Genomic DNA, 22,935 nt, shown 5'->3' with positions numbered 1-22,935 from the left:
ATTTTATATATTGAAATAGAGTACTAATTTTATGAAACTTTAAATCCAAGATTAGTACTCTTATTTATATCTATTTCTTAAGATAATATCATTCTCACTAAATTTTTATGCCTCAAATTAAATAGTAAATAAAAATACCAGGTAACTTGTAGCAAGTAAAAGCATAATAGAAGACACTACGATACTTGATTTATCTTTCAATATATATTTCTCGCTTTTTTCCTTCGCACTTTATAACTATTGCGTATTTGCTCTTATTGTATATAGTCTCATTTCCAACATTGAATATTCCTATAAAGACTTTCTATAAGCTTTTTAGCAAATCTTCAAACCACTGAACATTTACTAGATGATGTGAAAGTGAATTTTCCATCATCTTTTTAAAATAAGTAGAAACAGTATTATCATGTTCAAGAGATTTTTCTAATAAAAAAATTCTCTCTTTAGTTTGTTCTATTTGTATTTCTATTAATTTTTTTAATTCCTCTGTTTTATACTCATCAGCAAATAACATTGCTCCATAAAATGATAAATTTACATACTCTGTTTTAGAGCCGTACTTATACATCAATTTTTCAAATTCTTTATTACCAAGTTCAGTTATAACATAATTTTGAGTTTCTCTAGTATTATCTAATTTATCAACTCTTTTAATATATTTTTTTTCTTCTAACTTTTGAATATTATAATAAAATGATCCTTTAGTAAAATTTACTATATATTTATAGTGTCTTTCTTCCATTAATGATAGTAATTCATATCCATAAGAACCTGGATTTTGTTTTATTAAGCCTAAAATTAATAAGGGTATCAAAATTATATCTCCTTTATATTTTTAAAATTATAATATGATTATTTCATAATTATATGGTTTAGTCATTATTAATTTTTCCAATCTGAGATATAAATTCATCATATGACATTTTTCCTAACGCAAAATCCATACTTTTTATATATATTTGCTCTGACTTAGTATGAACTCTTGAATAATTGGAATTTAGTAACTCAGTCTCATTAACTAATGGTTTTAATATATGTTGTCTCTTAGAAAAAGCTTCAAAATATCTTAATCCAAATTTTCTTTGAGAAATTGCATCCATATGAATTCCATCAGGATTAGAAGTTAAACCTGATGCAGTAACAAAATAACAATTATCTTGTTCAAAAGCAAATTTTTCTAATTCTTCATTGATAAGAGTATATTCAGTACAATTTTTCCCAAACCCTTCTTTACCTAAAAAATCTCCTAACCCACCAATAATAATTGGAATATGAGGAGCATCTAATTCTTTTCTAAGAGCTTCAATAATTAAAAGTAGTTTTTTATAATATACTTTGTAATTTCCATTAAAACTATCACTTTCCCCCTGATGCCACAAAATACCCACTAATTCACTACTTTCCATAGCAAATTTAGCTTGGTTTACTGCATGTCTAAAAAGCACTTCATCTACAGCCCACTCATCCAGTGAACTTCCACCTTCTGCACAAGGAATTAAACCAATAATATCATCTTGATTCTGTAAGCACCACGCATCTGCAAATGAACCAGCTAGACTTATTCCTGAAACAGGTCTGTCATAATTAATTGGTTCAGTCATCATTTGCCATCTTCCATTACGCAACATCTGTATTCTTTCATTGTAAATAGGAGGTACTTCATTAATAAAACCTCTTCCAGCCATATTTGATTGTCCTAACATTAAAAATGATTTAATCATTTTTCATCATCTCCTTTATTAAATATAAAAACCTTATAATTCACAAATAGTCTAATTAGACTATTCACACTTACTTAGTATAGTCTAATTAGACTATTTGTCAACTATATTATTCCCATAAAATATAATCTATTGTATGGTTAAGTATAAAAAGTTTTTACACTACTCATCTCCTACTTACCAAGCTCCACTAACACAAGCTCTGGTGGATTGAAAATCCTAAAAGGAAATACACTGTTTCCAAGTCCACGACTTAAAATCATAGTAGTATCTCCCTCTACAAACTTCCCTGCATCGTATTTAGGGAAAAACCCTTGATCTGGTCCAATAATACCTCCAACAAAAGGAAGTCTAATTTGCCCACCATGAACATGACCAGTGAAAACTAAATCTATGTTGTATTTCTTATAAAGCCACATAAGTTCAGGTCTATGACTAAGTAAAATTTCAAATTTATTGTCCTTACTTACAGAATCTAAGTATTTCTCTAATTCACTATAATTTGTACCATCAATATAATTAGAAGTTAAAAAATCAGGATCTTTTACACCCATCAGAGTAATAGAATCCTTACCTTTTTGTATCTCTACACTATCATTATCTAAAACTTTAACATTTTCATTTAATAAAGCTTTTTTTACTTCATCATAATGCCCGGACCATGCTTCATGATTACCAGATACATAATAAACTGGTGCAACATTTACTATTTGTTTAACTAAATTCATGGATTTTTCTAAATCATATTTTCTTCTATCAATCAAGTCGCCAGTGATAACTATTATATCTGGTTCACATTGTCTTATGTTTTTTATAGCTATATTTTGATTTTTTCCAAACTCAGCATTGTGAAAATCTGAGATTTGCAGTATCTTTAAATTTTCAAAACTTGATGGTACTTTCTCGTTGGTATAACTGTATTTTGAGATTACTATATGGTTATTTTCATAATATAAAAATAAACAACTTCCTATTAATAAGATTAAAATAATAATAGCTGTTCTTTTTTTGTTTATAATTGCATCTCTAAGATATAGATTTATTTTAAAATTATCTGAATTCAATTTTTATCCCCCTAATATAGTGTTTAACTTCATTATACATGTATTTTTCCTCTATTTCTATATTGACAGTTTCTGATTAAAGTTATAATATCAATTAGGATTGTAGTTTTTTGTATTTTAAAACTACTAATAAATATATTTTTTATATTTGAATAATCATAAAATTAAAATAAATAAAGGATGATAAAAAATGACAGAACAAAATTTAAGTTTGATTAATGAGGTTAAAAGAAGAAGAACCTTTGCAATCATTTCCCATCCCGATGCAGGAAAAACTACATTAACTGAAAAGTTTCTATTATATGGAGGAGCTATTCGTGAAGCTGGATCAGTTAAATCAAGAAGATCTCAAAAACATGCAGTTTCTGACTGGATGGAAATTGAAAAACAAAGAGGTATATCTGTTGCATCAAGTGTTCTTCAGTTTGAATATGATAACTTTTGTATAAATATTCTTGATACTCCAGGGCATCAAGATTTCAGTGAAGACACTTATAGAACTCTTATGGCTGCAGACTCTGCAGTAATGGTTATTGACTCTGCTAAAGGGGTTGAGGATCAAACAAAGAAATTATTCCATGTTTGTAAAATGAGAGGAATTCCAATTTTCACTTTTATCAATAAAATGGACCGTCAAGGAAAGGATCCATTTGAACTACTAGAAGATATTGAAAATGTTCTAGGAATTCGCTCTTGTCCAGTAAACTGGCCAATCGGTTCTGGTAAAGAATTCAAAGGTGTGTTTAACCGTCATAAAAATCAAGTTGAAGTATTTGATGATGGTAACCATGGACAATCTATTGCTAATTGTATAACTGGAGATCCATCTGATGAGAAATTTAATGATTTATTAGGTAATGCTCTTCATGAAAAACTACTAGAAGATATTGAACTTTTAGATATTGCTGGAGATAATTTTGACTTAGATACAATATTAAATGGTGAATTAACGCCAGTATTCTTCGGAAGTGCCCTTACTAACTTTGGTGTAGAGCCTTTCTTAGAGTCATTCTTAGAAATAACAGCACCACCAAGTGCTCGTAACAGTAATTTAGGTGAAATTGATCCTAACTCTGATAATTTCTCAGGATTTATATTTAAAATTCAAGCTAATATGGATAAAAATCATAGAGATAGAATTGCATTCCTTAGAATTTGCTCTGGTAAATTTGAAAAGGGTATGACAGTAAATCATGTACAAAGAGGTAAAAAGGTTAAGCTTTCTCAACCTCAACAGTTCGTTGCGCAAGACCGTGTTATAATTGATACAGCTTATCCAGGTGACATTATAGGTATACATGACCCAGGAATATTTAATATTGGTGATACATTAAGTGAAAAACAATCAAATTTACAATACACTGGTATACCACAATTTGCTCCTGAACACTTTATGAGAATATCTACAAAAAATGCTCTTAAAAGAAAACAATTCGTAAAAGGTCTTACTCAATTAGCGGAAGAAGGTACTATACAGGTATATAGACAACCTAACTGGGGTATGGAAGAACTTATCGTAGGTGTTGTTGGTGTTCTTCAGTTTGAAGTTTTAGAATATCGTCTAAAACAAGAATACGGTGTTGATATACTAATGAACTCACTACCTTACTCTCATGTACGTTGGATTGAAAATGATCTTTCTAAATTTGGTAAGCTTTCAATGCCAATGGATACATTACTAGTTGAAGATAAAGATAGAAATCCAGTAGTATTATTCGCTAATGAATGGTCTGTTAGAACTATGGCTGAAAGAAATGAAGGTTTAGTTTTAAGAGAAACTTCTTTATAAAAAATTAATTTTAATCCCTCTTACGTCTATTTTAAACGTAAGGGGGATTAATTGTATATTATATTATATAAAAATGCATCAGTACTTCTATTTTTTTGTTATAAATATCATCTTTTTTTATATAATAGTAAGTGTAAGAAAAAACTTTTATAAATATTGCATAAATTCCAACACAAAACATTACATATCTAATAGTACCTATGGCACAGTTAGCAAAAACTACTCTAATAAAATAGTCTATACAATAAGCAAACCATACAATAGGACATTCAAAAAAATTTCATTTATATAAAAAGTATACAAAGGGGATATGAAAAAATGAAAAACTTAAAAAAAATAATTATGGTATTAGTAATGGCACTGATTTTTTCTGGGATATATATTAAGCAACCAGTAACTTCCTACGCATCTGATTCGTCTAATGTAACTAACATGTTAAGTGCCTACAATAAACATGATTATACAACTGCAGAAAAATATGCAAAAAAAATAAAAAGTACAAAGTCAGATTCCAGCGAAATCAAAATGACATCATCCATGACGAAAGCTTATGTAAATGTTTTACTAAATACATCAAGAAAATACCTATTTGATGGTGTTTATTTCGTAGATATGGATGGAGATAATAAAGCTGAAATGATACTTCCATATGGTACTTGTGAGGCTGATGTAACTGCATATGTTTACAAATATAAAAGTGGTAAGGCTGTTAAAGTGGGACAATTTGGCTACGGACATACAATGTTAGTAAACTATCCTGGACATAAAGGAGTAATTTGCATGTCGGCTCATATGGGTTATGAAGAAATTTCTACAATCTGCTTAAAAAATGGAAAATTAAGTCGTACTAAATATGGACACAGAGATATAGGTCTAGGCAATTATTTGAGTTTGAAACCACTCAATAATCATATAAAATCTGGTAAGTGGAACCTATGATAACTTGTCTAGGCAACCTCCAATAACATTTCTATTTTAACTTTTCCTATGGAATGCTACTACTAGAATCCATGATATAAAAATGGATAGATATTGTTATAATGCAACATCAATCTATTTTTATATTGTGAGTGAAAAAGGGACTATAAGTAGATTTATTTTTACACAAATCTACCTACAGTCCCGATTTAATATATACTTAAAATTTGAATATGGCTAATTTTTATAAACTTAATAACTTATTTTTTATTAAGTTAACTTGTTTCCTAGTATATGAACTCTCATCATAGGGGGATTTATTATTTCTATCAGAATTTATTACCTCTTGGTTATAGTTAATAAATCCTAATAAATCTCCATCTTCTAAGTTAGATTTTATAAATTCTTCATCTTCATTATTTCTTATCTTATTTCCAACAACAAATACTTTTCTTACTCCTATGTCTCCTCCAAGTTGCTTAACTTTTCGATATGTCTGAATACTTCTCTCCCCTGGTTCTACTACAACTATGAAAGCATCAACTCCTTGAGCTGTACCTCTTCCTAAATGTTCTATTCCTGCTTCCATATCCATTACAACTACATCTTTGTTTTGAAGTATCAAGTGAGAACATAACCTCTTAAGTAGTACATGCTCTGGACATACGCATCCTGAACCACCGTAATCCACACTACCTAAAGTAAGCAATCTTACACCATTATGTTCTTTGCAATATTTTTCTGGAATATCGTCTACTTTAGGATTTAATTTAAACATTTTATTAAATGTACCACTTTGAGATGCTGTCCTATCTGATATAACATCTTTCATATCTGCTATAGGCACTATTGATTCATAAACCTCTTTTGTAAATCCTAAAGCTGCTGCTAAATTAGCATCAGGATCTGCATCTACAGCTACTACTCTATATCCATCTTCTGCAAACATTCTAGATAATATGGAAGAGAATGTAGTTTTTCCTACTCCACCTTTACCTGTTATTGCTATTTTCATTTAATATTATTCATCCTTTGTAATTATATTTATGCATTTACATTTTCATTTAATTTTGCTTCATATACTTCTTCAAAATGTTTACGTTTCTCTTCTATATCATTGATAATTATTTTAACTAATTCTTCTGGATTTTCATTAACTGTAAATGATGCTCCTACTTGTTCTTTTAATCCATCACAAAGTATTTCAACAGCTTTTGATGAACCGCCTACAGGTGGCATTATTCCTAAATATGTATCTATACCACTTGATACAATATAAGTACCTATGGCAACAGCTTTTTCTGACATCCATTCTGGTGCTGATCCTGCTATTGGTAAATCACATATATCTAAACCTGTATAATTAGCTAATGCTGAAGCTACATCTAATATACGGCTACAGTCAACACATGAACCCATATGAAGTACTGGTGGTATATCAACTAATCCACATACTGTTGCAAGACCTTTACCTGCCATTTTCTTTCCTTCTTCTTTATCCATAAGTCCATTTTTAGCTGCTGCTTGAGCTGCACATCCTGTGGAAACTACTAAGATATCATTTTTGATTAATTCTTTCATTACAGTTATATGAGAATTATTTGAAGGTACTCTGGCATTACTACATCCAACAACTCCAACTATACCTCTTATAGCTCCTGATTTTAAGCAATCCACTAATGGTTTTACTGTTCCTGTTTCATCTATTTGAGAATTTACTACTTTATCTAATTGATTTATTATTGCATCTACACTATAACCAACTGTTGCTTTTGATTTAAAGTCTGGTATAAGTACATTTGCTCTATTTCTATTTTTGTAGTTAAGTACTGCTTCTTTTACTATTTTTAATGCATCTTCATATGCATTTTCTTCTTTAAATTCCATAAATGTTGAGCCTGTTATTTTTGCTTTTTGAGATGTTGTTATGAATTTTGTATAATAGCAATCAGCAACCCTTGCAAGAGCTGGGAATATACATTGAACATCAACTATCATAGCTTCTACTGCCCCAGTTATTACTGCAAGTTCTTGTTGATGGAAGTCTCCTGCCACTTTTACACCATGTCTCATTGTTATTTCATTACCTGTACAGCACATCCCTGATACGTTTATGCCCTCTGCTCCCATTTCTTTTGCTAAAGCTAATAACTCTTGGTCTTGTGATGCTAAAACTATCATTTCTGATAATGAAGGTTCATGACCATGAAGTATTATATTTACTTGGTTTTCTTCAAGTACTCCTAAATTTGCTTCTGTCTCAACTGGCATTGGAGTTCCAAATAATATATCACTAAATTTTGTTCCTATCATTGAACCTTGCCATCCATCTGCCATTGATGTTCTTAATGATAAATTTATTAAACTATCTATATCTGCAGCACATCCCACATGAGTTGAATGCATTACAGTAGCTATCTCTCTATCTATGGCTCTTGGTTCTATACCTAAATCTTTCCATATTTTTTGTCTTTTTTCTGGTGCATTTTTTAAGAATATTGATACTCCAAATGGTTTCCCAAACTCCATCAATGCTACATTTGCAACTTCATGAGCTATATCATATATATCTCTATTTTCTGTTTTTACTCCCCATTCATTAGCTAATGCTATTAGTTTTTCTTCTTCTCTTATTTTATAATTTCCATCTCTGCTAGTTAGTGCCATTGTATGAGCTATATCCCTTGCATGGTCAGAGTGAGCTGCAGTTCCTCCTGCACACATTCTCGCAAAGTTTCTACCTACTATTGTATGTTCATCTGCTCCACATAATCCCCTTGGTGTTTTTGCACTTATTCTACATGGACCCATTGCACAGTTTCTACAGCAAACTCCTTGAAGACCAAATCCACATTGTGCTTTCATTGATAATTTTCTGTCATAGATTGTTTCTACTCCATCTTTTTCAGCTTTGTCTAGTAATACACGGCTACTTAAGTCAATAGTCATTAATTTTTTATCCATTTCCCCACTCCTTTATATAATTCTATTAACTTGTGATAATATTAATTTATGATTTTTAACTTCCTTAACTTTCACTTAGAATTGTAGCAAAATAGCAGTCTGTTGAATAACACAGCTTAGTTGTATAATATACAACTTTTAGTTAATTGACTTTTTTTAAATTGTGCCAAGCTTTTAACAATGTTATAATTTTATTGAAATCATTTCAAATAATATTTTAATTGATTATATTAAGGGGTTGAATCAAATGGATATAAAAACGTTAAAATACTTTTTACAAATCTGTAAGGATGGCAGTTTTTCTAAAGCAGCTAAGAATCTCTACATATCTCAACAAGGATTAAGCAAAGCTATAAGTAATTTAGAAAAAGAAATTAATGTTGAACTTTTTTATAGAAATACTACAGGTAATGAGCTTACAAAATATGGGGAATACTTAAAAAATAAAGCAACAACTATAGTTTATCAGTTCGACATTTTAACTGAAGGTATAAAACAAATGGCAATGGAAGATAATGATTACTTGAAAATTGGACTTTCTTATGGAGTTCTCAATGCTTTACCAAGCAATATTATGGAGGAGTTTAACAACCTTTATCCTAATATAATGCTTAGCCTAAAAGGATATACTGACTTTGATTGTGAAGAAGCAGTCTTAAATGATGAAATTGATTTAGGTTTTGCTATTGATTATTTTGATAATAATAAATTTGATTATAATTTTGTAAAATCCGAAAGTCTTTATGCTATTGTTAACAAAAAACATCATCTAAGCAATAAAAAAGAAATTGACTTTAAAGATTTAAAGAATGAAAAAATCATTCTAAATAGTAACAAATCTAAACTTCATCATAACTACCTAATAAAATGTTTAGAAAACAAATTTGATCCAATTATAGATACTCAAACTGATGAAATGATACTTATTCATGATTTGAGCAAGAGGAATGAAGGCATTGGTATAAGTATTGATTATGCTCATACTAAATCATGTAAGATTAATTATATTCCTTTCAAAGATAAATCATTTACTTGGGATATTTATATGATTACTAAGAAAAATGCTAAGGATAATAAAAATATACAGTTATTTAAAAAATTTATATTAGATCAAGTACCATCTAATGACTCTAAAATATTACATATATTATAAGAAGATTTATGATTTATAGAGCATGTAAAATAATTTGTGCGTATAACAAAATAAATTTAAAAAGTCGAAAATATATTTGATATATGTTTTCGACTTTTTAATATTAGATAAAAATTTTGATATTAAGTTGTTGATTTATGCCTTTCACATTTGGAAGAATATCATACGTAAATTATTAGGATTTTTTATTCGTAATGCTTTTAGCAATAAATGCTAGTGCTGCCATTCCTACTCCACCAACAGCTCCTGCTATTTTTTTAAATTCTTGAAAGGCGCGTTCGTGCTCACCACAAAATAACAACTTTGAATCATAGACTTCTTTATTACATCCTGGAATCTTACAAATCTTCTGTTTCGATTCTTTCATGTTCTTCAGCTCCTATTTGAGTATTTTTTACATTTTCAACTAGTTGGGTTATCTTACTAGAAACATCACTTGAAATTTCGTTGAATTTGCCGTCAGAACCTTTATGTGCATTATCGATTTTCCAAGCAACAGTTCTACCTGTATCACCAATTTCTTTAAGTAGTGTTTGCTCTACAAAAGACTGATAATTCGTCAATGTAGCTAATAGGGGTTGTTCTTCACCCATAGCTGTATACGCCACAAGATTCAGCTGAACTGATGAATTCAAATATCCGATAGAATTTTGTAACAGATTATCGATTCTACGAGCATCCTTGGATTTTGTTTTTATATCAATAAAATCATTAGCATCTTGATGAATTGCAAACATCAACTTAGCAATAGTATCATTGTTCGTTTTAATTGCAGATGTAAGCAGTTCTTTCCTTAGTTTCTCATCATTAGCAGCTAACCCTTCAACAACAAGCTGTCTTGCACTAAAAAAACCTGCATATCTATCATTATATTGGCCTTGTTCAACACGTTCTACTAGACGATTGAGGTCTTCGATTTGTTCCGTTATTGCTGCTAGTTGTCCTTGTATAGCTGAAAGTTCGGGCAAGTTGCCTAAATCTTTAACTGTCCGAGCATCAAGGTTTACATAACTTTTATTTTTACCCGTAGCAGTATCTTTAATTACCGCATAGGTTTCGCCAGTCTTTTTTCTAATCCCTAAATACCACTCACCAGACTTTAATTTTTCTTTTGCATAATCCGAAAAATTTGCAACATATTCGGTATCACCTTTATTTGCTAATTTTTCGATTAAACTCGCCTCTGAAATATGTGAAAACAAACCTTTCTTTATGTTCTCAGCTACTGTCAATCCTGCAGCTTGCTGTAGAGGAACTAAAGAGTATGATTGAAAATCATAGTTATAATACGACTTATCAGTAACATCAACAATTATAGATGTTTCAGTAGGTAATGCTATCTCAAATTCATTCATAAAACTAATTCTCCAATAAATTCCATTAATATATTATATGACTGGTATGAAAATCAAAGCCACCATTTCACGAAAAATCACTTAACTTTTACTCCTCTGCCACTTTTTTAAGTTTGGCAAGGAATAACTCAATTTGCTCACTTCTAGCCCGCTTCTCAATAATTTCAACTTTGGCGGTTTCAAGCCTAGCAAGTCCTTGACAAAAAACATCAAGTACTGCACCACCAAGTTCTCGTCGCAGTAATTTAGGTGATATTGATGCTAACCTAATAATTTCTTAGGATTTATATTTAAAATTTAAGATAATATAGATAAAAACAAATGGATTCTAGGCAAAATAAAAGCTAGTATAATTACTAGCTTCAATATTATCTAATCTACACAGGTCTTCCGAAATAAGTCTGCTTACCGCTCTCAATTAAATACCTAATATGACACTCTTCGTACTTCTCATCACTTTCTCTTAACCACCAATAATCCTCTAAACTCATACCCTTATTAGCTTTACAAATTTCCCAAGCATCATAGCAAGGAATGCCCATCAAATCAAGAATATGGTCAACTGCATCTCTATCAGGCGGCATTACTCTATCCTCTACCCACCACAATACATTTTCATGCTCTGGTTTATAATTTAGTGAAAGGTTTGTATAATCATAAAGTATAGGTGGCAGATACTTTATATTATCAATGTTTTCATTTAATGTAAAAGAAAATTTTTCTTTTTTAGTATCATATTCAATTATTCCAACTTCTACGTCTTTACACATTAGAGTAAATTTTTCTAACATAATTTAATCTCTCCTCTACTAAATTACACATTGCATTAACTCTTTCTTTTCCTAAATTATCTTCATATGATTTTATAATATTTAAAAAATCCTCATTGTCATTCTCTAAATTTATTTTAGGAAGATTCTGTATAAGTTTAATTTGACTCATATGTTTCTTTTCAAAAGGTTTACTTTTATCAAACCTTTTCATCATATATTTATTTTTATTAATATTTTTTATTTCTTCTAAATTTAAATCTGAATATAAGCTAAGACCATTATCGAAAATAGGGCAATATCTTTTTTTGCCATTTACTATGTATCCAAAATTATTAAAATGTCTGTCTATATTATTAACTATAAAATCTAATATTAACGTTTGATTAATTTCTTCTTCAAATTCTTTAAATTCATTTATTATATGGTCGTATGTTATTTTTTCTTTGAATGATTTGTAATGCCTTCCAAAAGTAACTAATATCTCATCTTCATGTAAGAAGTTTTCACTTACACAACAAAGAATATTCTGTGCATCAAAATCTTCACACCCCTTACTTTCTATGGCCGTTAATTTGTAATCCACTCCACTAAATCCAAGTTTTTCTCTTATTTGTGAGCAGATACATTCAACGATTGGTTGTACTTTATTAAATATACCATAATGTAGAGATCCGCTTTTGTAGTAGTTATCTTTGTCATTCCACTTAAGAAGTACTCCTTTAGATGTTTGACTTAGTCCAACTGAATTTAAGTTAGTTGTATATATGTTATTTTGTATTTTAATCACCTTCTTTATATCACTAATTATTTTACTTAGATTTTTTTATAGATCTATTTGATACTTATATTAATAATTAGTTTGAAATTCTCTTTTCCCTTTTATTTGGTAAAATTATTTATTTCTATTGTTTGTCTACAATATAATTCTTTTACCTATCTCTCATACACCAACTTACCATTAAAGAAAGTTTTCAACACCTTAGTATTTTCAATATCAACAGGATTAACACTAAAAATATCCCTGTCAATTATTATAAAATCAGCATACTTACCAACTTCCAGACTACCAACTTCATTTTCTCTAAAAATCTGATACGCTCCATTTATAGTAAAACTTCTAACCAAGTCTTCCACAGTTCCTCGTTCATTTTTATTTAACAAATATCTTTCGTCGTCCATGTCTGTAATATCATCAACACCAAAGTATTTATGATTGTATAGATTTCTAGTTACACCAGCTTCTATTGCATAAAAAGGATTTGGAACCGGGGTTACTGAGTGATCTGATGATGAAGTTATGATTACGCCTTCATTTAAGAATGACTTCAGAGGGTATTCTTCCTCTGCTCTATCTCCCACTAATTTATAATCAACCTCTTCCCACCACTTTGGTCCTTTTAGATGCCAATATGGTTGCAAAGCTGCTATAACATTTAAATCTTTGAATCTTTTGATGTCATTTTTATCTACTAATTGTAAATGTGTTATGGTGTTTCTAAAATTAACGTCAAATTTTCCACTTAGTTCATAAGTTTTTTCAATGGCATCTAGAACTTTTCTAGTTGAGCCATCTCCCACAGAATGAACATGTATGGAAAAATTATTATCATTGGCGTATTTTATGCAGTTTATTAAATCTTCATCATTCCACAAGAATTCTCCATAATAATTGTCACCTCTCTTGGCACCTACTTCATATGGTTCTAGTAAATAGGCAGTTGAACCTTCCACCACTCCATCTCCTAGAAGTTTTATGGTAGTTGTTTTAAAGTAGTCACAATCGTAATCTTCCTTAATTTTTTTAATCTTATCTCCTTGAGCTTTCCAATGTTCTTCACCATATATGATAACACTATTTGATATTCTCATATTTAATTTATTCTTATTATATAGCTCCTTATATACCTCTGGCATTATGCCCCAGTTTAATCCTGACATGGCAAGAATGCTGGTGATTCCATATTCATGCATTTTCTCTTGGAACAGTTCAAAAGCATTTGCATATTCTTCATCTGTATAATCATCTTCTCTTACCAGTTGTGTTGCAGTCTCTTTTAAAGTGCCCCAAAGTTCATTTGTCTCATTGTTTATTTCTATTTTTCCACCTTCTGGGCAAGGTGTGTTTTCATTTATATTAAAAACTTCCATAGCCTTGGAGTTTATCCATAGAGTATGTCCATCATAAGCTCTCAAAATTATGGGTAATTCCTTTGATACTTCATCTAAATGTTCTTTCTTAGGTCCTTTTGCCAACTCTTCTCCTTCAAATGCTCCTAAGGACCAGCCTCTCCCATGTACAGCTTTCGCATGAGGGTTGTTTTTTATAAATTCTCTTATGGTTTTCTTATATTCTTCAACTGAGTGCAGTCCATACAAAGATACTTCATAAAGTTCAACCAAGGCAGTTCCTGGTGGATGTATATGACTATCTATAAATCCAGGTAGTATCATATTGTTATTGGCATCTATAATTTTACTTTCTTTATTGATATATTTTTCTACTCCTTCATTACTTCCCACATATATTATCTTATCATCATTGATAGCCATAGCTTCTTTGATGGAATTTTGATTATCTATAGTATGTATTTTTGCGTTTTTTATTACGGTAGTTGCATATTTCAAATTATTTCACCTCTTTTTATTTACCACACTTCTCTTTTCATATTGTTTATATTACCTTATTATATACGTAAGTTATAAATAAAAAAAGGTAGTAACTTTTTTGTTACCACCTTCTTTTATTATATACCTTGTTTTTAATTAATTATTAATCTTTCGTATTATCTTTAAGCAAGTCATTGTAATTACTTTACTTGCTATTTAGTTCTATCTATGCCTAATCTCTTATCCATATTTTTTAACATATCACTAAATTTATTTGTTACAGTATCATCAGCATTAACTATATTATCTACTAATTTGATAAAATCATCTTCTGATTTGTTATAATCATCGCCTGTAATTTTATCAAGTTTTTCAATTTTAGCATCTATATCTTGTATTAATTTTTCACCTTCTGCAATTAAACTTTCATTCATTTTTTTCAATTCAGCATCTTCTGTTTTTGTATCCTTTTTTAGTCCATCAATAAATGCTTGCATTTTTTCTTTTCTATCTTTATAAGCTTTTTTCACATCAGTTAAATATTGTCTATTGCCTGGATATTCTGCTCCTCTATAAATACGTTCTGCAGAATCCACATTACTACTAAACATATCTTCTGATGTAATTTTTCCTAGATTTTTATCATACAATCCTGTATAAGTATTGTAATAAGCTTGATCTATAGTGTCTGTTGCATCTCCTGTTGTTCCTGCATTTTCTGTTGTTATATTGTTTCTATTGTTACAAGCTACTGCACCAAAAACAAATAATAAAGATAAAGCTAGTGTCACAAGTTTTTTCATCTTAATTTACCCTCCATTTTAACTATGTGTTTAAATTTATTATCCTCACTTTTATCTTTTTTATTTAATTTGACAATAAAAATCAAAATTACTCAAAAAACTTTCCTTTATAAAAATTCTCATTCCCAAGTTTTTTTGCCGTAAGCCTGAACATGACGCAACCATCTGGACATACAATGTCTTTGCTATATTTACTAGTTCCGCCGATATTTTCTAAATCTCCACCACTTCTGACAGCCTCCATTATTGGAAACATAATCATCATGGATTTGGAGCAGATACCCTGTCCATCAGCATTAACAGGACAGCCATAGGTACAGGTATACTTATCTCCAATTTCCTCGCCATTTCGGCAATAATGCTCTGTGCTGTCACCACGCAGAAACCCTATTACCTGGATCTCCCATTCATACTCCTCATCATACCATTTTTTCATGATAAACCTCCAATCCCAAATTTATTTTTTCATTGTTTATAAATAATCTCCGCTACAAATTCCTATTTATCTCTACCATATCAAAATACTTTTATTTCACACTAATATTAAAATTGCCTATTAAATTAAATAATAAGTGTTTACAAATCTGATTTGGATTTATGAAGTTTAAGTTGTTCTTCACCCCATCTAGATAATTCATTCAATGTGGGAAGTAGTGCTTTTCCTCTATCTGTTAGAGCATATTCAACTTTAGGAGGAATGGTTTCATATTGAATTCTTACAACAAGGCCCTCTTCTTCTAATTCTTTTAAAGATTTTGTAAGCATCATATTACTAATACCTTTAACTTTTCGTTTTAATTCATTATATCTAGTAAACTCATTGGCAAATAAGTACCACAAAATAGGCAGCTTCCACTTTTGACCAATAATCTCTAATGCATATATAAGGGGACATTTTGTCTCATATACATTATCACTAGAAAATTTCAAATTACAATTTGTATCATTATTCATAATTATAACTCCTTTAAATTCAATAGTATACTTTTTATACTAAAGCAGAAAAAAATACGTACTTGTATAATTATAACCGTCTGCTATATTTATTATAATAGAAATATTAAAAATAAAATACTATAAATAAAAAGGGGTGCTGCTATGAAAGTTTATGCTATTAACGGAAGTCCGAGAAAAAATAAAAATACAGCTACATTACTTGAAAAAGCTTTAGATGGAGTAAAAGAATCAGTAAAAAGTAAAGAAATTGAAACTGAAATCATTAATTTATACGATTTAAACTATACTGGATGTAAAAGTTGCTTTGCCTGCAAAAGACTTAACAGTGCAAGCTATGGAAAATGTGCAGTAAAAGACGATATTAAAGAAGTTTTAGAAAAGGTATCTCAAGCTGATGGCCTTATCTTTGGTTCTCCAATATATTTTGGAACTATAACAGGTCAATTACAGTCATTTTTAGAAAGACTGTTATTTCCCTATTTAGTGTATGATAAAAACTATTCTACTATTGCACCAAAGAAGATGCCAACAGCATTTATTTATACAATGAATGTTCCAGAAGAATTAATGGATCAAATTGGTTATTTAAAAACATTCGACCACATTGAATCTCTTATTGGACGTATGTTTACAAAACCATTAGTTATGCATTCAAATAATACTTACCAATTTGACGATTACTCAAAATATGAATCTAGTGCCTTTTCTGAAGAATCAAAAGCAGCACATAGAAAAGTGCAATTTCCTATAGATTGCCAAAAAGCATTTGACCTAGGTGTAAGCTTAATAAAGTAATATACTAAGTAAATAACTCCTTTGAAATATTCTAATTAAGCTTTATATTTCGAAGGAGATTTATCTTCTTTTTAATCTTATTAAAATGCTAGTTTATATGAAATTTACTATTGTCACTTATCATAATTAAGAATTTTACTTTTAATTATATCTATATTTTTCTTATTATAATCTAAACTACTGCTAATAGTTATAATCTTATCATCATAAACAATTATCCTATCATAAATAAGATCTACTTCATAAACTTCCTTTGCTCCCCAGTTTTTTAACTCCTCTTTATCAGCTAATTTTTTGCACCTTACTTCATACTCATTAGACTCTTTTAGAATAGAATACACTGCCTTATCCATAATCTTCTGGTACTTACTCTCAAATATTGAATATGACAAAGTAGATGAACCTTCTTCAGATTCTTCATTACCTATATAATCATAATAATCAACATACTTTGCAAAAGGTGATGAAGATCTTACCTGAGTACACTCTCTTATTTCTTGAATATCTATATTAAAATCATCTAAGGATAAAGGCATTTCACCTTTTGAAATGTTTTTACCGTCATCAAATGTAAAGCCGATTGTACTTATAATAGTAAATATAACAAATAGTATACCTGTAAAATTAACATATTTATTTAATAAATAATGTGGCTTATAATGTGTTACTTCATCAAAACTATGATTATCTTCTTTCATTATTCTCTTATACTTTATAAGTTTCAATATTATAATAAGCAAATTAAATAATATAACTATAGCTCCTGCTATTATCCAAATGATTAAAAAATTACTACTTATAAAATTTATAAAAGATTCTCCAAACATTGAATTACCAAGTAAAAAAGGCATTAATACTATAAATATATTGGTTATGATTCCGAACTCTTCTGTAAACACTTTGTTAAATTTAAGTTTCTTCTTATCTATCCTTTTTTTAGTTCCCCTATTTATAAATATTTGAAACTTCTCATTGCCACAAACATGTTCTAAGTTTTCTTCTTTAGTAGAATCTATATAATCTTTAGTAGGGATATAATTGTCCCCTAATAAATCTTTATCTGTAATATCTACAAAAAATCTTATAACTTTAGAATCTATTTTTTTAAATGTTAAAGAAGTTTTGCTAACTTTACTTATCATCCATCCTTCTAGTGCCATTTTGCTTAAATATGCTTCTAGACTTTCTGTATCTAGCAAGCCAAATGCATTAATTTTTACTACTTTATTTGACCCTAACTTCATAATTCCCCCTTGCATTTCTTAGACATATTTTAATAGTAGTTTATGATATTGTTTTTTGCAAATTCTTTTACTTATCTCATTAGGTTTTAAATTTACACCCATAACTATAACGATGTATTTAAATAACAATCTTAATTGTTTCCCAATAATTTTTTATTGTTTTTCAGTAAATAATGTATTAAAATAAAACTATAATAAATTTAGAGAGGTGTTTTTGTGAAAGTTAAAAGAAAATCAACAGCTTTTTTAAGATTAGTTGTTTATTTAATTGGAATTTTAGTTATTGGATTATACATATTTGCCATACCTTGGATATCTAGTCAGGCAAGTACACCTTACCGTGCTCATGTACTATATCCCATAGTAGCATTATTACTTTTAACAGGTGTACCATTTTACTTGGCTTTATTTAACACTGTGAAACTTTTAAATTACATTGATAAGAGTAAAGCTTTTTCCAATTACTCTGTAATTGCTTTAAAAAATATAAAACATTGTGCTTTATCCATAAGTATTTTATATTTTTTAATTATGCCTTTCCTATATGTATGGGCAGATAAAACAGATGCTCCTGGTATTATATTAATGGGAATGGTGCCTACCTTCGCTTCTATAGTAATCGCAACTTTTGCAAGTATTCTTCAAAAACTATTGATAGATGCTTTAGAGATAAAAAACGATAATGATTTAACTATTTAATATAAGGTAAATCTTAATATCATTTATTAAAAGAATAACTTTAAAAACCTCTCTTATTTGTGCAATATATGAGAGGTTTTTAAAATAGGAAACCACTATACTTGTAGTTGTAAGGAGAGATGTTATGGAATGGTTAGATAAACTAAATGAATCAATTGAATACATTGAGGATAACCTTGAAGGAGATATAGAATATGAAAAAGCAGCAAAACTTGCCTGCTGCTCCACTTATCATTTTCAAAGAATGTTTTCCTATATAGCTGGTGTAACATTATCAGAATATATAAGAAATAGAAAAATGACAAAGGCAGCCGTAGATCTGCAAAATGGAGAAAAAGTCATAGATGTATCATTGAAATACGGATATGATTCCCCTACTGCTTTTAACAGAGCTTTCAAAAAAGTTCATCACATATGTCCATCAACTGCCCAAAAGGAAGGAACTTGCCTCAAGTCATACTCTCCCATAAGTTTTAAAATAACTATTAAAGGAGTGGAAGAAATGGAATTTAAATTAGTAAAAAAAGAAGCTTTCAGAGTGGTAGGAGTACACACAAAATTAACTAATAATTTCGATGAAAATCTTATCGAGGTGCCAAAACTATGGCAAGAATCAACTAAAAACGGAAAACTTCAAGAAATATTATCATTATGTGATGAAAATTCATATGGAGTACTTGGCCTAAATGCTTGTAATGGAGAGGAAAAAGACTGGAAATATTATATAGCTGTAGCAACTGACAAACCTGCACCTGAGGGAATGTGTGAATATATAGTTCCTCCATGCACTTTTGCAGTATTTGCAAACCAAGGTCCAATGCCTCAGTCTATACAAGACCTGGAAAAAAGAGTTTTAACAGAATGGATGCCAACTTCAGGATATGAGTTTGCTGAATGTATAAATATTGAAGTATATTTAGATGAAAGCACAGAAAACGGTAAGTTTGAAGTATGGCTACCTGTCAGAAATAAATAATTTCATATTCTAGTAAGTAAAATAAAGCTCTCTCATGTTTAATAATGAAAGAGCTTCTTTACTATTATTTTATTTGATTTTTCAAATTATAAAGTCTATTCTTTGCTTCTTCTAACCCATACTCAGCAGACTCCTCATATAAGGCCTTAGCTTTCTCTAAATCAACTTCCATACCATAGCCTCTTTCATAAATTTCAGCTATATTAAATAAAACTATGGATATTTCTTCTTCATCGTCTATTTCTCTGGCATCATTTAGGGCATCTTCATAAAGAGCTAAAGCTTTTTGTGGGTCTGCTTCTACTCCATGACCGAAAATATACATTTCTGCCAAATTACTTTTTGCAATAGATTCATTTTGTTCTATGGCTTTTTCATACCACTTCACTGCTTCTTCGTAGTTTTTCTCTATTCCTAAGCCCTCTTGATAAATATATCCTAAATTACACTGAGCATCAGAATATCCTAAGTTTGCAGATTTTTCATACCATATTTTAGCTTGTTGGAAGTCCACATCTATGCCTATGCCTTGATTATACATATATCCAAGTTGATACATGGCCACTTCGCTTCCCTCCTTGGCAGCTTTTTCATAAAGATCCATAGATTTTTTATAATCTATTTCTACACCTTCACCATATCTATACATCATTGCCAAATTACAAAGAGCATTTTTATTATTTTGCTCACCTGATTTTTCATACCATTCTATGGACTTTTTATAATCTATCTCACTACCTTGCCCCATTTTATACATAACACCTAAATTGTAGGCAGCATTGGAATTTCCAAGGTTTGCAGATTTTTCATACCACTTAAGTGCCGTTTCATAATCTTGAGTTACACCTATGCCATTTTCATATATATATCCCACATAAAAACAAGCAAACTCTGTCTTAGAGTTTTTGAACCAATAAAGTGCTTTTTTATAATCCTTTTCAATACCAATTCCTTTAAAGTACATATTTCCAAGGGCGTATTGTGCATCTTTGTATCCTTGATTAGCTGATTTTTTATACCACTCTAAGGCTTTTTTATTATTTTTCATTTTATAATATTTTTCATCAGCTTCTATTTTTATTTGAAAATATTTCTCCAGTCCTTCCATACCATCTTCATAAAAAATACCCATTATATATTGGCTGTGACCATTGTTTTGAAGTGCTGACATTTTACACAAAATCAAAAATTCCTCAAAACTTTGATTTGCATCCTCTCCACAAAGAAATTCTTTTGCATCTTTTAATTTCTTGTGAGCATCTATTTCATTAAACTCGTGTATATCATTATCAAACTCGTATATATCATTATCAAAGTTACTCATGTCTTCCACCTCTAGATTTTATTTGCATTAATAAAGTTACTTTTCATATTATTTATACTTAGGTATTATACCATAAAGTTAAAAGGGCTACACATTTTTGTGTAGACCTATCATTTACTTAGTTTTTATATATTTTTTATCATATATTGATATTATAAGTGAAAAGTTTTGTAAAGCTATTTTATCTTTATTGCAAATACAATAGTATATAACCTATAAACAAATTTCATAACTGGATGCTAATATATAGAAAATCCCACCTTCTGTTTGTTGTTGATATAGTTTATATTTATCTATTTCTTTTACCACTTCATTTAATTCTTCTTTGTAATTTAACATATCATTTTCATCTTTAGGTTCATAATCATAATCACCATGGTATAAATATCCTTCTAAACGATTATTAAATATTTTTTCAATCATATTTATTTTAGCTGTAGTATCAAAAATTTCATAAAACCCAAATAATTCTGAGCCTATAGAATTATTAAAATAATTTATTTCAAAATCAATAGCAATAACGCCTTTAAAAATAATTAATGCTTTAATTACTCTATCCTTTTCATCATAATACTTAATATTAAATTCTACTTTACTATTAGTATATTTTTGATTAATATTGAGTTTTTTCATTGTTCCATCATATGTACTAAGTATTAGTTTTGACTTCATTTTATTCTCCATAAATATTTGTTTCTTTACATTATATTTAAATAATCTAATTTACAAATTCCTGTTTTAAGTTTAATCTATATGTTATAATTTATTGCATAATATATTAAAATTGTTCATACACAAACCTATTTTAAACATTACTTTTCTACTTTATCATTATCTCTAGTTTTCTTTTTTTTAGAAAAACCAATACAAATATATGCACATCCTAATATTGTGAATCCTGTATTTTTACCTGCTATTCCTGCTATTATAAAGCAAATAGCAGCAAAGAACCAGAGTTTGCGAGCAATATTATTATCCATATAAACTCCCCCTATCCAAATTCTTACTTAATAAATATAAAATTACTATTGCATAATATATAACTATTGTTCACCAAATAGGCTCTATAAATTGGAATTTATTAACTTAATATTTGAAATGTAGTAATTATCTCCCAAATATATTCAGTACTCCATGCAACAATATGGTTGAGTAAGTATTTTTGGCTTTTAGCCTAACAGCACCTAAAATAATTCCAAAACATAACCCTGTTATCACTTTCCATATCATAACTTTTGCAAGTCCATTTTCTACACGAAAGGCAATGGAACTAATATAACCAATATGCCAAAGTGCAAATAGTAAAGTGCAAACAATATAGGTTTTCCATTCTTTTAAAAATATGGTATTAAGTTTATTCCAAACATATCCCCTAAATATTAATTCTTCAAAAACTGGTGTTACTATACTGCCATAAACGAGTAATGTTATGGGCTGAATTCCACCAGTAAAATTAGATGGTGTAGCTATTAATAAAATTGTTGCAATAATTGTTATAAGTATATAAAACATACCAAATTTATTAGGTAATATTGAAAGGGATATATTCTTCTTTCTTGTGAATATTATAAACAAAATTGTAATAACTATCATCCCAAACATAGTTACCATACTATCAAAATAATCAGTTCTCTTGAAAAATATAAAAAAACATTGTTCTATTGTAAATAATAATAATTGAAGAAAAACTAACAATACAATAATTTTTTTTATGCTTTTTTCTCTACAATCTTCCAACTTTTATCCCCCCATTATTACCCCTATAAATTGTAATTTATGGATTGTAATATTTT

General features: G+C 29.1%; 24 protein-coding genes. 6 read left to right on the top strand and 18 right to left on the bottom strand.

Annotation, left to right across the window (positions count from 1 at the left end; genetic code table 11):
• Positions 1–304 precede the first annotated feature (304 nt).
• From TVTCOM_RS08035 to TVTCOM_RS08025, 3 genes are all read right to left on the bottom strand, one after another.
• Positions 305–814: a PadR family transcriptional regulator gene (locus TVTCOM_RS08035; protein ID WP_434799318.1), complete on the bottom strand. Its 510-nt coding sequence runs from the start codon at positions 812–814 to the stop codon at positions 305–307.
• A gap of 58 nt (positions 815–872) precedes the next feature.
• Positions 873–1,721, bottom strand: a complete 849-nt coding sequence (locus tag TVTCOM_RS08030; protein ID WP_434799317.1) for a sialate O-acetylesterase — start codon at positions 1,719–1,721, stop codon at positions 873–875.
• Between the two features lie 173 nt (positions 1,722–1,894).
• Positions 1,895–2,785 carry a metallophosphoesterase gene (locus TVTCOM_RS08025; protein WP_434799316.1) on the bottom strand — a complete coding sequence of 297 codons (891 nt, stop codon included), beginning with the start codon at positions 2,783–2,785 and terminating at the stop codon, positions 1,895–1,897.
• A 190-nt stretch (positions 2,786–2,975) separates the two neighbouring features.
• Between TVTCOM_RS08025 and TVTCOM_RS08020 the strand changes: the two genes are divergently transcribed.
• On the top strand, positions 2,976–4,574 hold the full coding sequence (locus TVTCOM_RS08020; RefSeq protein WP_434799315.1) for a peptide chain release factor 3: 1,599 nt from the start codon (positions 2,976–2,978) through the stop codon (positions 4,572–4,574).
• Positions 4,575–4,892: 318 nt separating this feature from the next.
• The gene (locus TVTCOM_RS08015) at positions 4,893–5,513 is read left to right on the top strand and encodes a hypothetical protein (RefSeq protein ID WP_434799314.1); all 621 of its coding nucleotides are present in this window, start codon (positions 4,893–4,895) and stop codon (positions 5,511–5,513) included.
• Positions 5,514–5,736: 223 nt separating this feature from the next.
• On the opposite strand, the gene TVTCOM_RS08010 is transcribed toward TVTCOM_RS08015, so the two are convergent.
• The gene (locus tag TVTCOM_RS08010) at positions 5,737–6,507 is read right to left on the bottom strand and encodes an AAA family ATPase (RefSeq protein ID WP_434799313.1); all 771 of its coding nucleotides are present in this window, start codon (positions 6,505–6,507) and stop codon (positions 5,737–5,739) included.
• A 29-nt stretch (positions 6,508–6,536) separates the two neighbouring features.
• A complete protein-coding gene (gene cooS / locus TVTCOM_RS08005; protein WP_434799312.1) occupies positions 6,537–8,456 on the bottom strand; it encodes an anaerobic carbon-monoxide dehydrogenase catalytic subunit in 1,920 nt (639 codons plus the stop codon).
• 247 nt (positions 8,457–8,703) lie between these two features.
• Between cooS and TVTCOM_RS08000 the strand changes: the two genes are divergently transcribed.
• Complete coding sequence (locus TVTCOM_RS08000; protein ID WP_434799311.1) at positions 8,704–9,609, top strand: LysR substrate-binding domain-containing protein; 906 nt, start codon at positions 8,704–8,706, stop codon at positions 9,607–9,609.
• 175 nt (positions 9,610–9,784) lie between these two features.
• On the opposite strand, the gene TVTCOM_RS07995 is transcribed toward TVTCOM_RS08000, so the two are convergent.
• The 8 genes from TVTCOM_RS07995 to TVTCOM_RS07960 form a co-directional block, all read right to left on the bottom strand.
• Positions 9,785–9,976, bottom strand: coding sequence for a hypothetical protein (locus TVTCOM_RS07995; protein WP_434799310.1), 192 nt, complete (start codon positions 9,974–9,976; stop codon positions 9,785–9,787).
• On the bottom strand, positions 9,948–10,964 hold the full coding sequence (locus TVTCOM_RS07990; RefSeq protein ID WP_434799309.1) for a hypothetical protein: 1,017 nt from the start codon (positions 10,962–10,964) through the stop codon (positions 9,948–9,950). The genes TVTCOM_RS07995 and TVTCOM_RS07990 overlap by 29 nt, the downstream gene beginning before the upstream one ends.
• Before the next feature lie 377 nt (positions 10,965–11,341).
• Positions 11,342–11,755 (bottom strand): hypothetical protein, encoded by a 414-nt coding sequence (locus tag TVTCOM_RS07985; RefSeq protein ID WP_434799308.1) that lies wholly within the window; start codon positions 11,753–11,755, stop codon positions 11,342–11,344.
• Entirely contained in the window at positions 11,727–12,524 is a 798-nt protein-coding gene (locus tag TVTCOM_RS07980; protein WP_434799307.1) for a hypothetical protein, read from the bottom strand. The genes TVTCOM_RS07985 and TVTCOM_RS07980 overlap by 29 nt, the downstream gene beginning before the upstream one ends.
• A gap of 146 nt (positions 12,525–12,670) precedes the next feature.
• Positions 12,671–14,362 carry an amidohydrolase gene (locus tag TVTCOM_RS07975; RefSeq protein WP_434799306.1) on the bottom strand — a complete coding sequence of 564 codons (1,692 nt, stop codon included), beginning with the start codon at positions 14,360–14,362 and terminating at the stop codon, positions 12,671–12,673.
• A 194-nt stretch (positions 14,363–14,556) separates the two neighbouring features.
• Positions 14,557–15,147, bottom strand: a complete 591-nt coding sequence (locus tag TVTCOM_RS07970) for a hypothetical protein (protein WP_434799305.1) — start codon at positions 15,145–15,147, stop codon at positions 14,557–14,559.
• An 88-nt stretch (positions 15,148–15,235) separates the two neighbouring features.
• Positions 15,236–15,583 (bottom strand): TIGR04076 family protein, encoded by a 348-nt coding sequence (locus TVTCOM_RS07965; protein WP_434799304.1) that lies wholly within the window; start codon positions 15,581–15,583, stop codon positions 15,236–15,238.
• Positions 15,584–15,723: 140 nt separating this feature from the next.
• The gene (locus TVTCOM_RS07960; protein ID WP_434799303.1) at positions 15,724–16,101 is read right to left on the bottom strand and encodes a winged helix-turn-helix transcriptional regulator; all 378 of its coding nucleotides are present in this window, start codon (positions 16,099–16,101) and stop codon (positions 15,724–15,726) included.
• A gap of 144 nt (positions 16,102–16,245) precedes the next feature.
• On the opposite strand from TVTCOM_RS07960, the gene TVTCOM_RS07955 reads away from it, so the two are divergent.
• Positions 16,246–16,899, top strand: a complete 654-nt coding sequence (locus TVTCOM_RS07955) for a flavodoxin family protein (protein ID WP_434799302.1) — start codon at positions 16,246–16,248, stop codon at positions 16,897–16,899.
• A 113-nt stretch (positions 16,900–17,012) separates the two neighbouring features.
• Here TVTCOM_RS07955 and TVTCOM_RS07950 read toward each other — a convergent pair whose 3' ends face one another.
• The gene (locus TVTCOM_RS07950) at positions 17,013–18,143 is read right to left on the bottom strand and encodes a DUF2812 domain-containing protein (RefSeq protein ID WP_434799301.1); all 1,131 of its coding nucleotides are present in this window, start codon (positions 18,141–18,143) and stop codon (positions 17,013–17,015) included.
• Positions 18,144–18,359: 216 nt separating this feature from the next.
• Here TVTCOM_RS07950 and TVTCOM_RS07945 point away from each other — a divergent pair, with 216 nt between their 5' ends.
• Positions 18,360–18,842, top strand: a complete 483-nt coding sequence (locus TVTCOM_RS07945; protein ID WP_434799300.1) for a DUF2975 domain-containing protein — start codon at positions 18,360–18,362, stop codon at positions 18,840–18,842.
• A gap of 124 nt (positions 18,843–18,966) precedes the next feature.
• Positions 18,967–19,818, top strand: coding sequence for an AraC family transcriptional regulator (locus TVTCOM_RS07940; protein ID WP_434799299.1), 852 nt, complete (start codon positions 18,967–18,969; stop codon positions 19,816–19,818).
• A gap of 64 nt (positions 19,819–19,882) precedes the next feature.
• Here TVTCOM_RS07940 and TVTCOM_RS07935 read toward each other — a convergent pair whose 3' ends face one another.
• The 4 genes from TVTCOM_RS07935 to TVTCOM_RS07920 all read right to left on the bottom strand — a co-directional run bounded on the left by TVTCOM_RS07935 (position 19,883) and on the right by TVTCOM_RS07920 (position 22,879).
• Positions 19,883–21,142, bottom strand: a complete 1,260-nt coding sequence (locus TVTCOM_RS07935) for a hypothetical protein (protein ID WP_434799298.1) — start codon at positions 21,140–21,142, stop codon at positions 19,883–19,885.
• Between the two features lie 213 nt (positions 21,143–21,355).
• A complete protein-coding gene (locus tag TVTCOM_RS07930) occupies positions 21,356–21,814 on the bottom strand; it encodes a hypothetical protein (protein WP_434799297.1) in 459 nt (152 codons plus the stop codon).
• A 140-nt stretch (positions 21,815–21,954) separates the two neighbouring features.
• Complete coding sequence (locus tag TVTCOM_RS07925) at positions 21,955–22,122, bottom strand: hypothetical protein (RefSeq protein ID WP_434799296.1); 168 nt, start codon at positions 22,120–22,122, stop codon at positions 21,955–21,957.
• A gap of 127 nt (positions 22,123–22,249) precedes the next feature.
• Positions 22,250–22,879 (bottom strand): CPBP family intramembrane glutamic endopeptidase, encoded by a 630-nt coding sequence (locus TVTCOM_RS07920; RefSeq protein WP_434799295.1) that lies wholly within the window; start codon positions 22,877–22,879, stop codon positions 22,250–22,252.
• Positions 22,880–22,935: the final 56 nt, after the last annotated feature.

The sequence above is a fragment of the Terrisporobacter vanillatitrophus genome (genome assembly GCF_051148895.1).
Lineage (GTDB): Bacteria > Bacillota > Clostridia > Peptostreptococcales > Peptostreptococcaceae > Terrisporobacter > Terrisporobacter vanillatitrophus.
The sequence above is the reverse complement of the archived record's forward strand: the minus strand, read 5'-3'. Positions and strand labels throughout refer to the sequence as shown.

What these genes read in the sequence shown, in the direction of transcription:
- TVTCOM_RS07925 (WP_434799296.1), bottom strand. Translation starts at nt 22,122, where the DNA reads ATGGATAATAATATTGCTCGCAAACTCTGGTTCTTTGCTGCTATTTGC.
- TVTCOM_RS08020 (WP_434799315.1), top strand. Translation starts at nt 2,976, where the DNA reads ATGACAGAACAAAATTTAAGTTTGATTAATGAGGTTAAAAGAAGAAGA.
- TVTCOM_RS07940 (WP_434799299.1), top strand. Translation starts at nt 18,967, where the DNA reads ATGGAATGGTTAGATAAACTAAATGAATCAATTGAATACATTGAGGAT.
- TVTCOM_RS07990 (WP_434799309.1), bottom strand. Translation starts at nt 10,964, where the DNA reads ATGAATGAATTTGAGATAGCATTACCTACTGAAACATCTATAATTGTT.
- TVTCOM_RS07935 (WP_434799298.1), bottom strand. Translation starts at nt 21,142, where the DNA reads ATGAGTAACTTTGATAATGATATATACGAGTTTGATAATGATATACAC.
- TVTCOM_RS08015 (WP_434799314.1), top strand. Translation starts at nt 4,893, where the DNA reads ATGAAAAACTTAAAAAAAATAATTATGGTATTAGTAATGGCACTGATT.
- TVTCOM_RS07955 (WP_434799302.1), top strand. Translation starts at nt 16,246, where the DNA reads ATGAAAGTTTATGCTATTAACGGAAGTCCGAGAAAAAATAAAAATACA.
- TVTCOM_RS07965 (WP_434799304.1), bottom strand. Translation starts at nt 15,583, where the DNA reads ATGAAAAAATGGTATGATGAGGAGTATGAATGGGAGATCCAGGTAATA.
- TVTCOM_RS08030 (WP_434799317.1), bottom strand. Translation starts at nt 1,721, where the DNA reads ATGATTAAATCATTTTTAATGTTAGGACAATCAAATATGGCTGGAAGA.
- TVTCOM_RS07960 (WP_434799303.1), bottom strand. Translation starts at nt 16,101, where the DNA reads ATGAATAATGATACAAATTGTAATTTGAAATTTTCTAGTGATAATGTA.
- TVTCOM_RS08010 (WP_434799313.1), bottom strand. Translation starts at nt 6,507, where the DNA reads ATGAAAATAGCAATAACAGGTAAAGGTGGAGTAGGAAAAACTACATTC.
- TVTCOM_RS07930 (WP_434799297.1), bottom strand. Translation starts at nt 21,814, where the DNA reads ATGAAGTCAAAACTAATACTTAGTACATATGATGGAACAATGAAAAAA.
- cooS (WP_434799312.1), bottom strand. Translation starts at nt 8,456, where the DNA reads ATGGATAAAAAATTAATGACTATTGACTTAAGTAGCCGTGTATTACTA.
- TVTCOM_RS08000 (WP_434799311.1), top strand. Translation starts at nt 8,704, where the DNA reads ATGGATATAAAAACGTTAAAATACTTTTTACAAATCTGTAAGGATGGC.
- TVTCOM_RS07950 (WP_434799301.1), bottom strand. Translation starts at nt 18,143, where the DNA reads ATGAAGTTAGGGTCAAATAAAGTAGTAAAAATTAATGCATTTGGCTTG.
- TVTCOM_RS07995 (WP_434799310.1), bottom strand. Translation starts at nt 9,976, where the DNA reads ATGAAAGAATCGAAACAGAAGATTTGTAAGATTCCAGGATGTAATAAA.
- TVTCOM_RS07970 (WP_434799305.1), bottom strand. Translation starts at nt 15,147, where the DNA reads ATGAAAAAACTTGTGACACTAGCTTTATCTTTATTATTTGTTTTTGGT.
- TVTCOM_RS07985 (WP_434799308.1), bottom strand. Translation starts at nt 11,755, where the DNA reads ATGTTAGAAAAATTTACTCTAATGTGTAAAGACGTAGAAGTTGGAATA.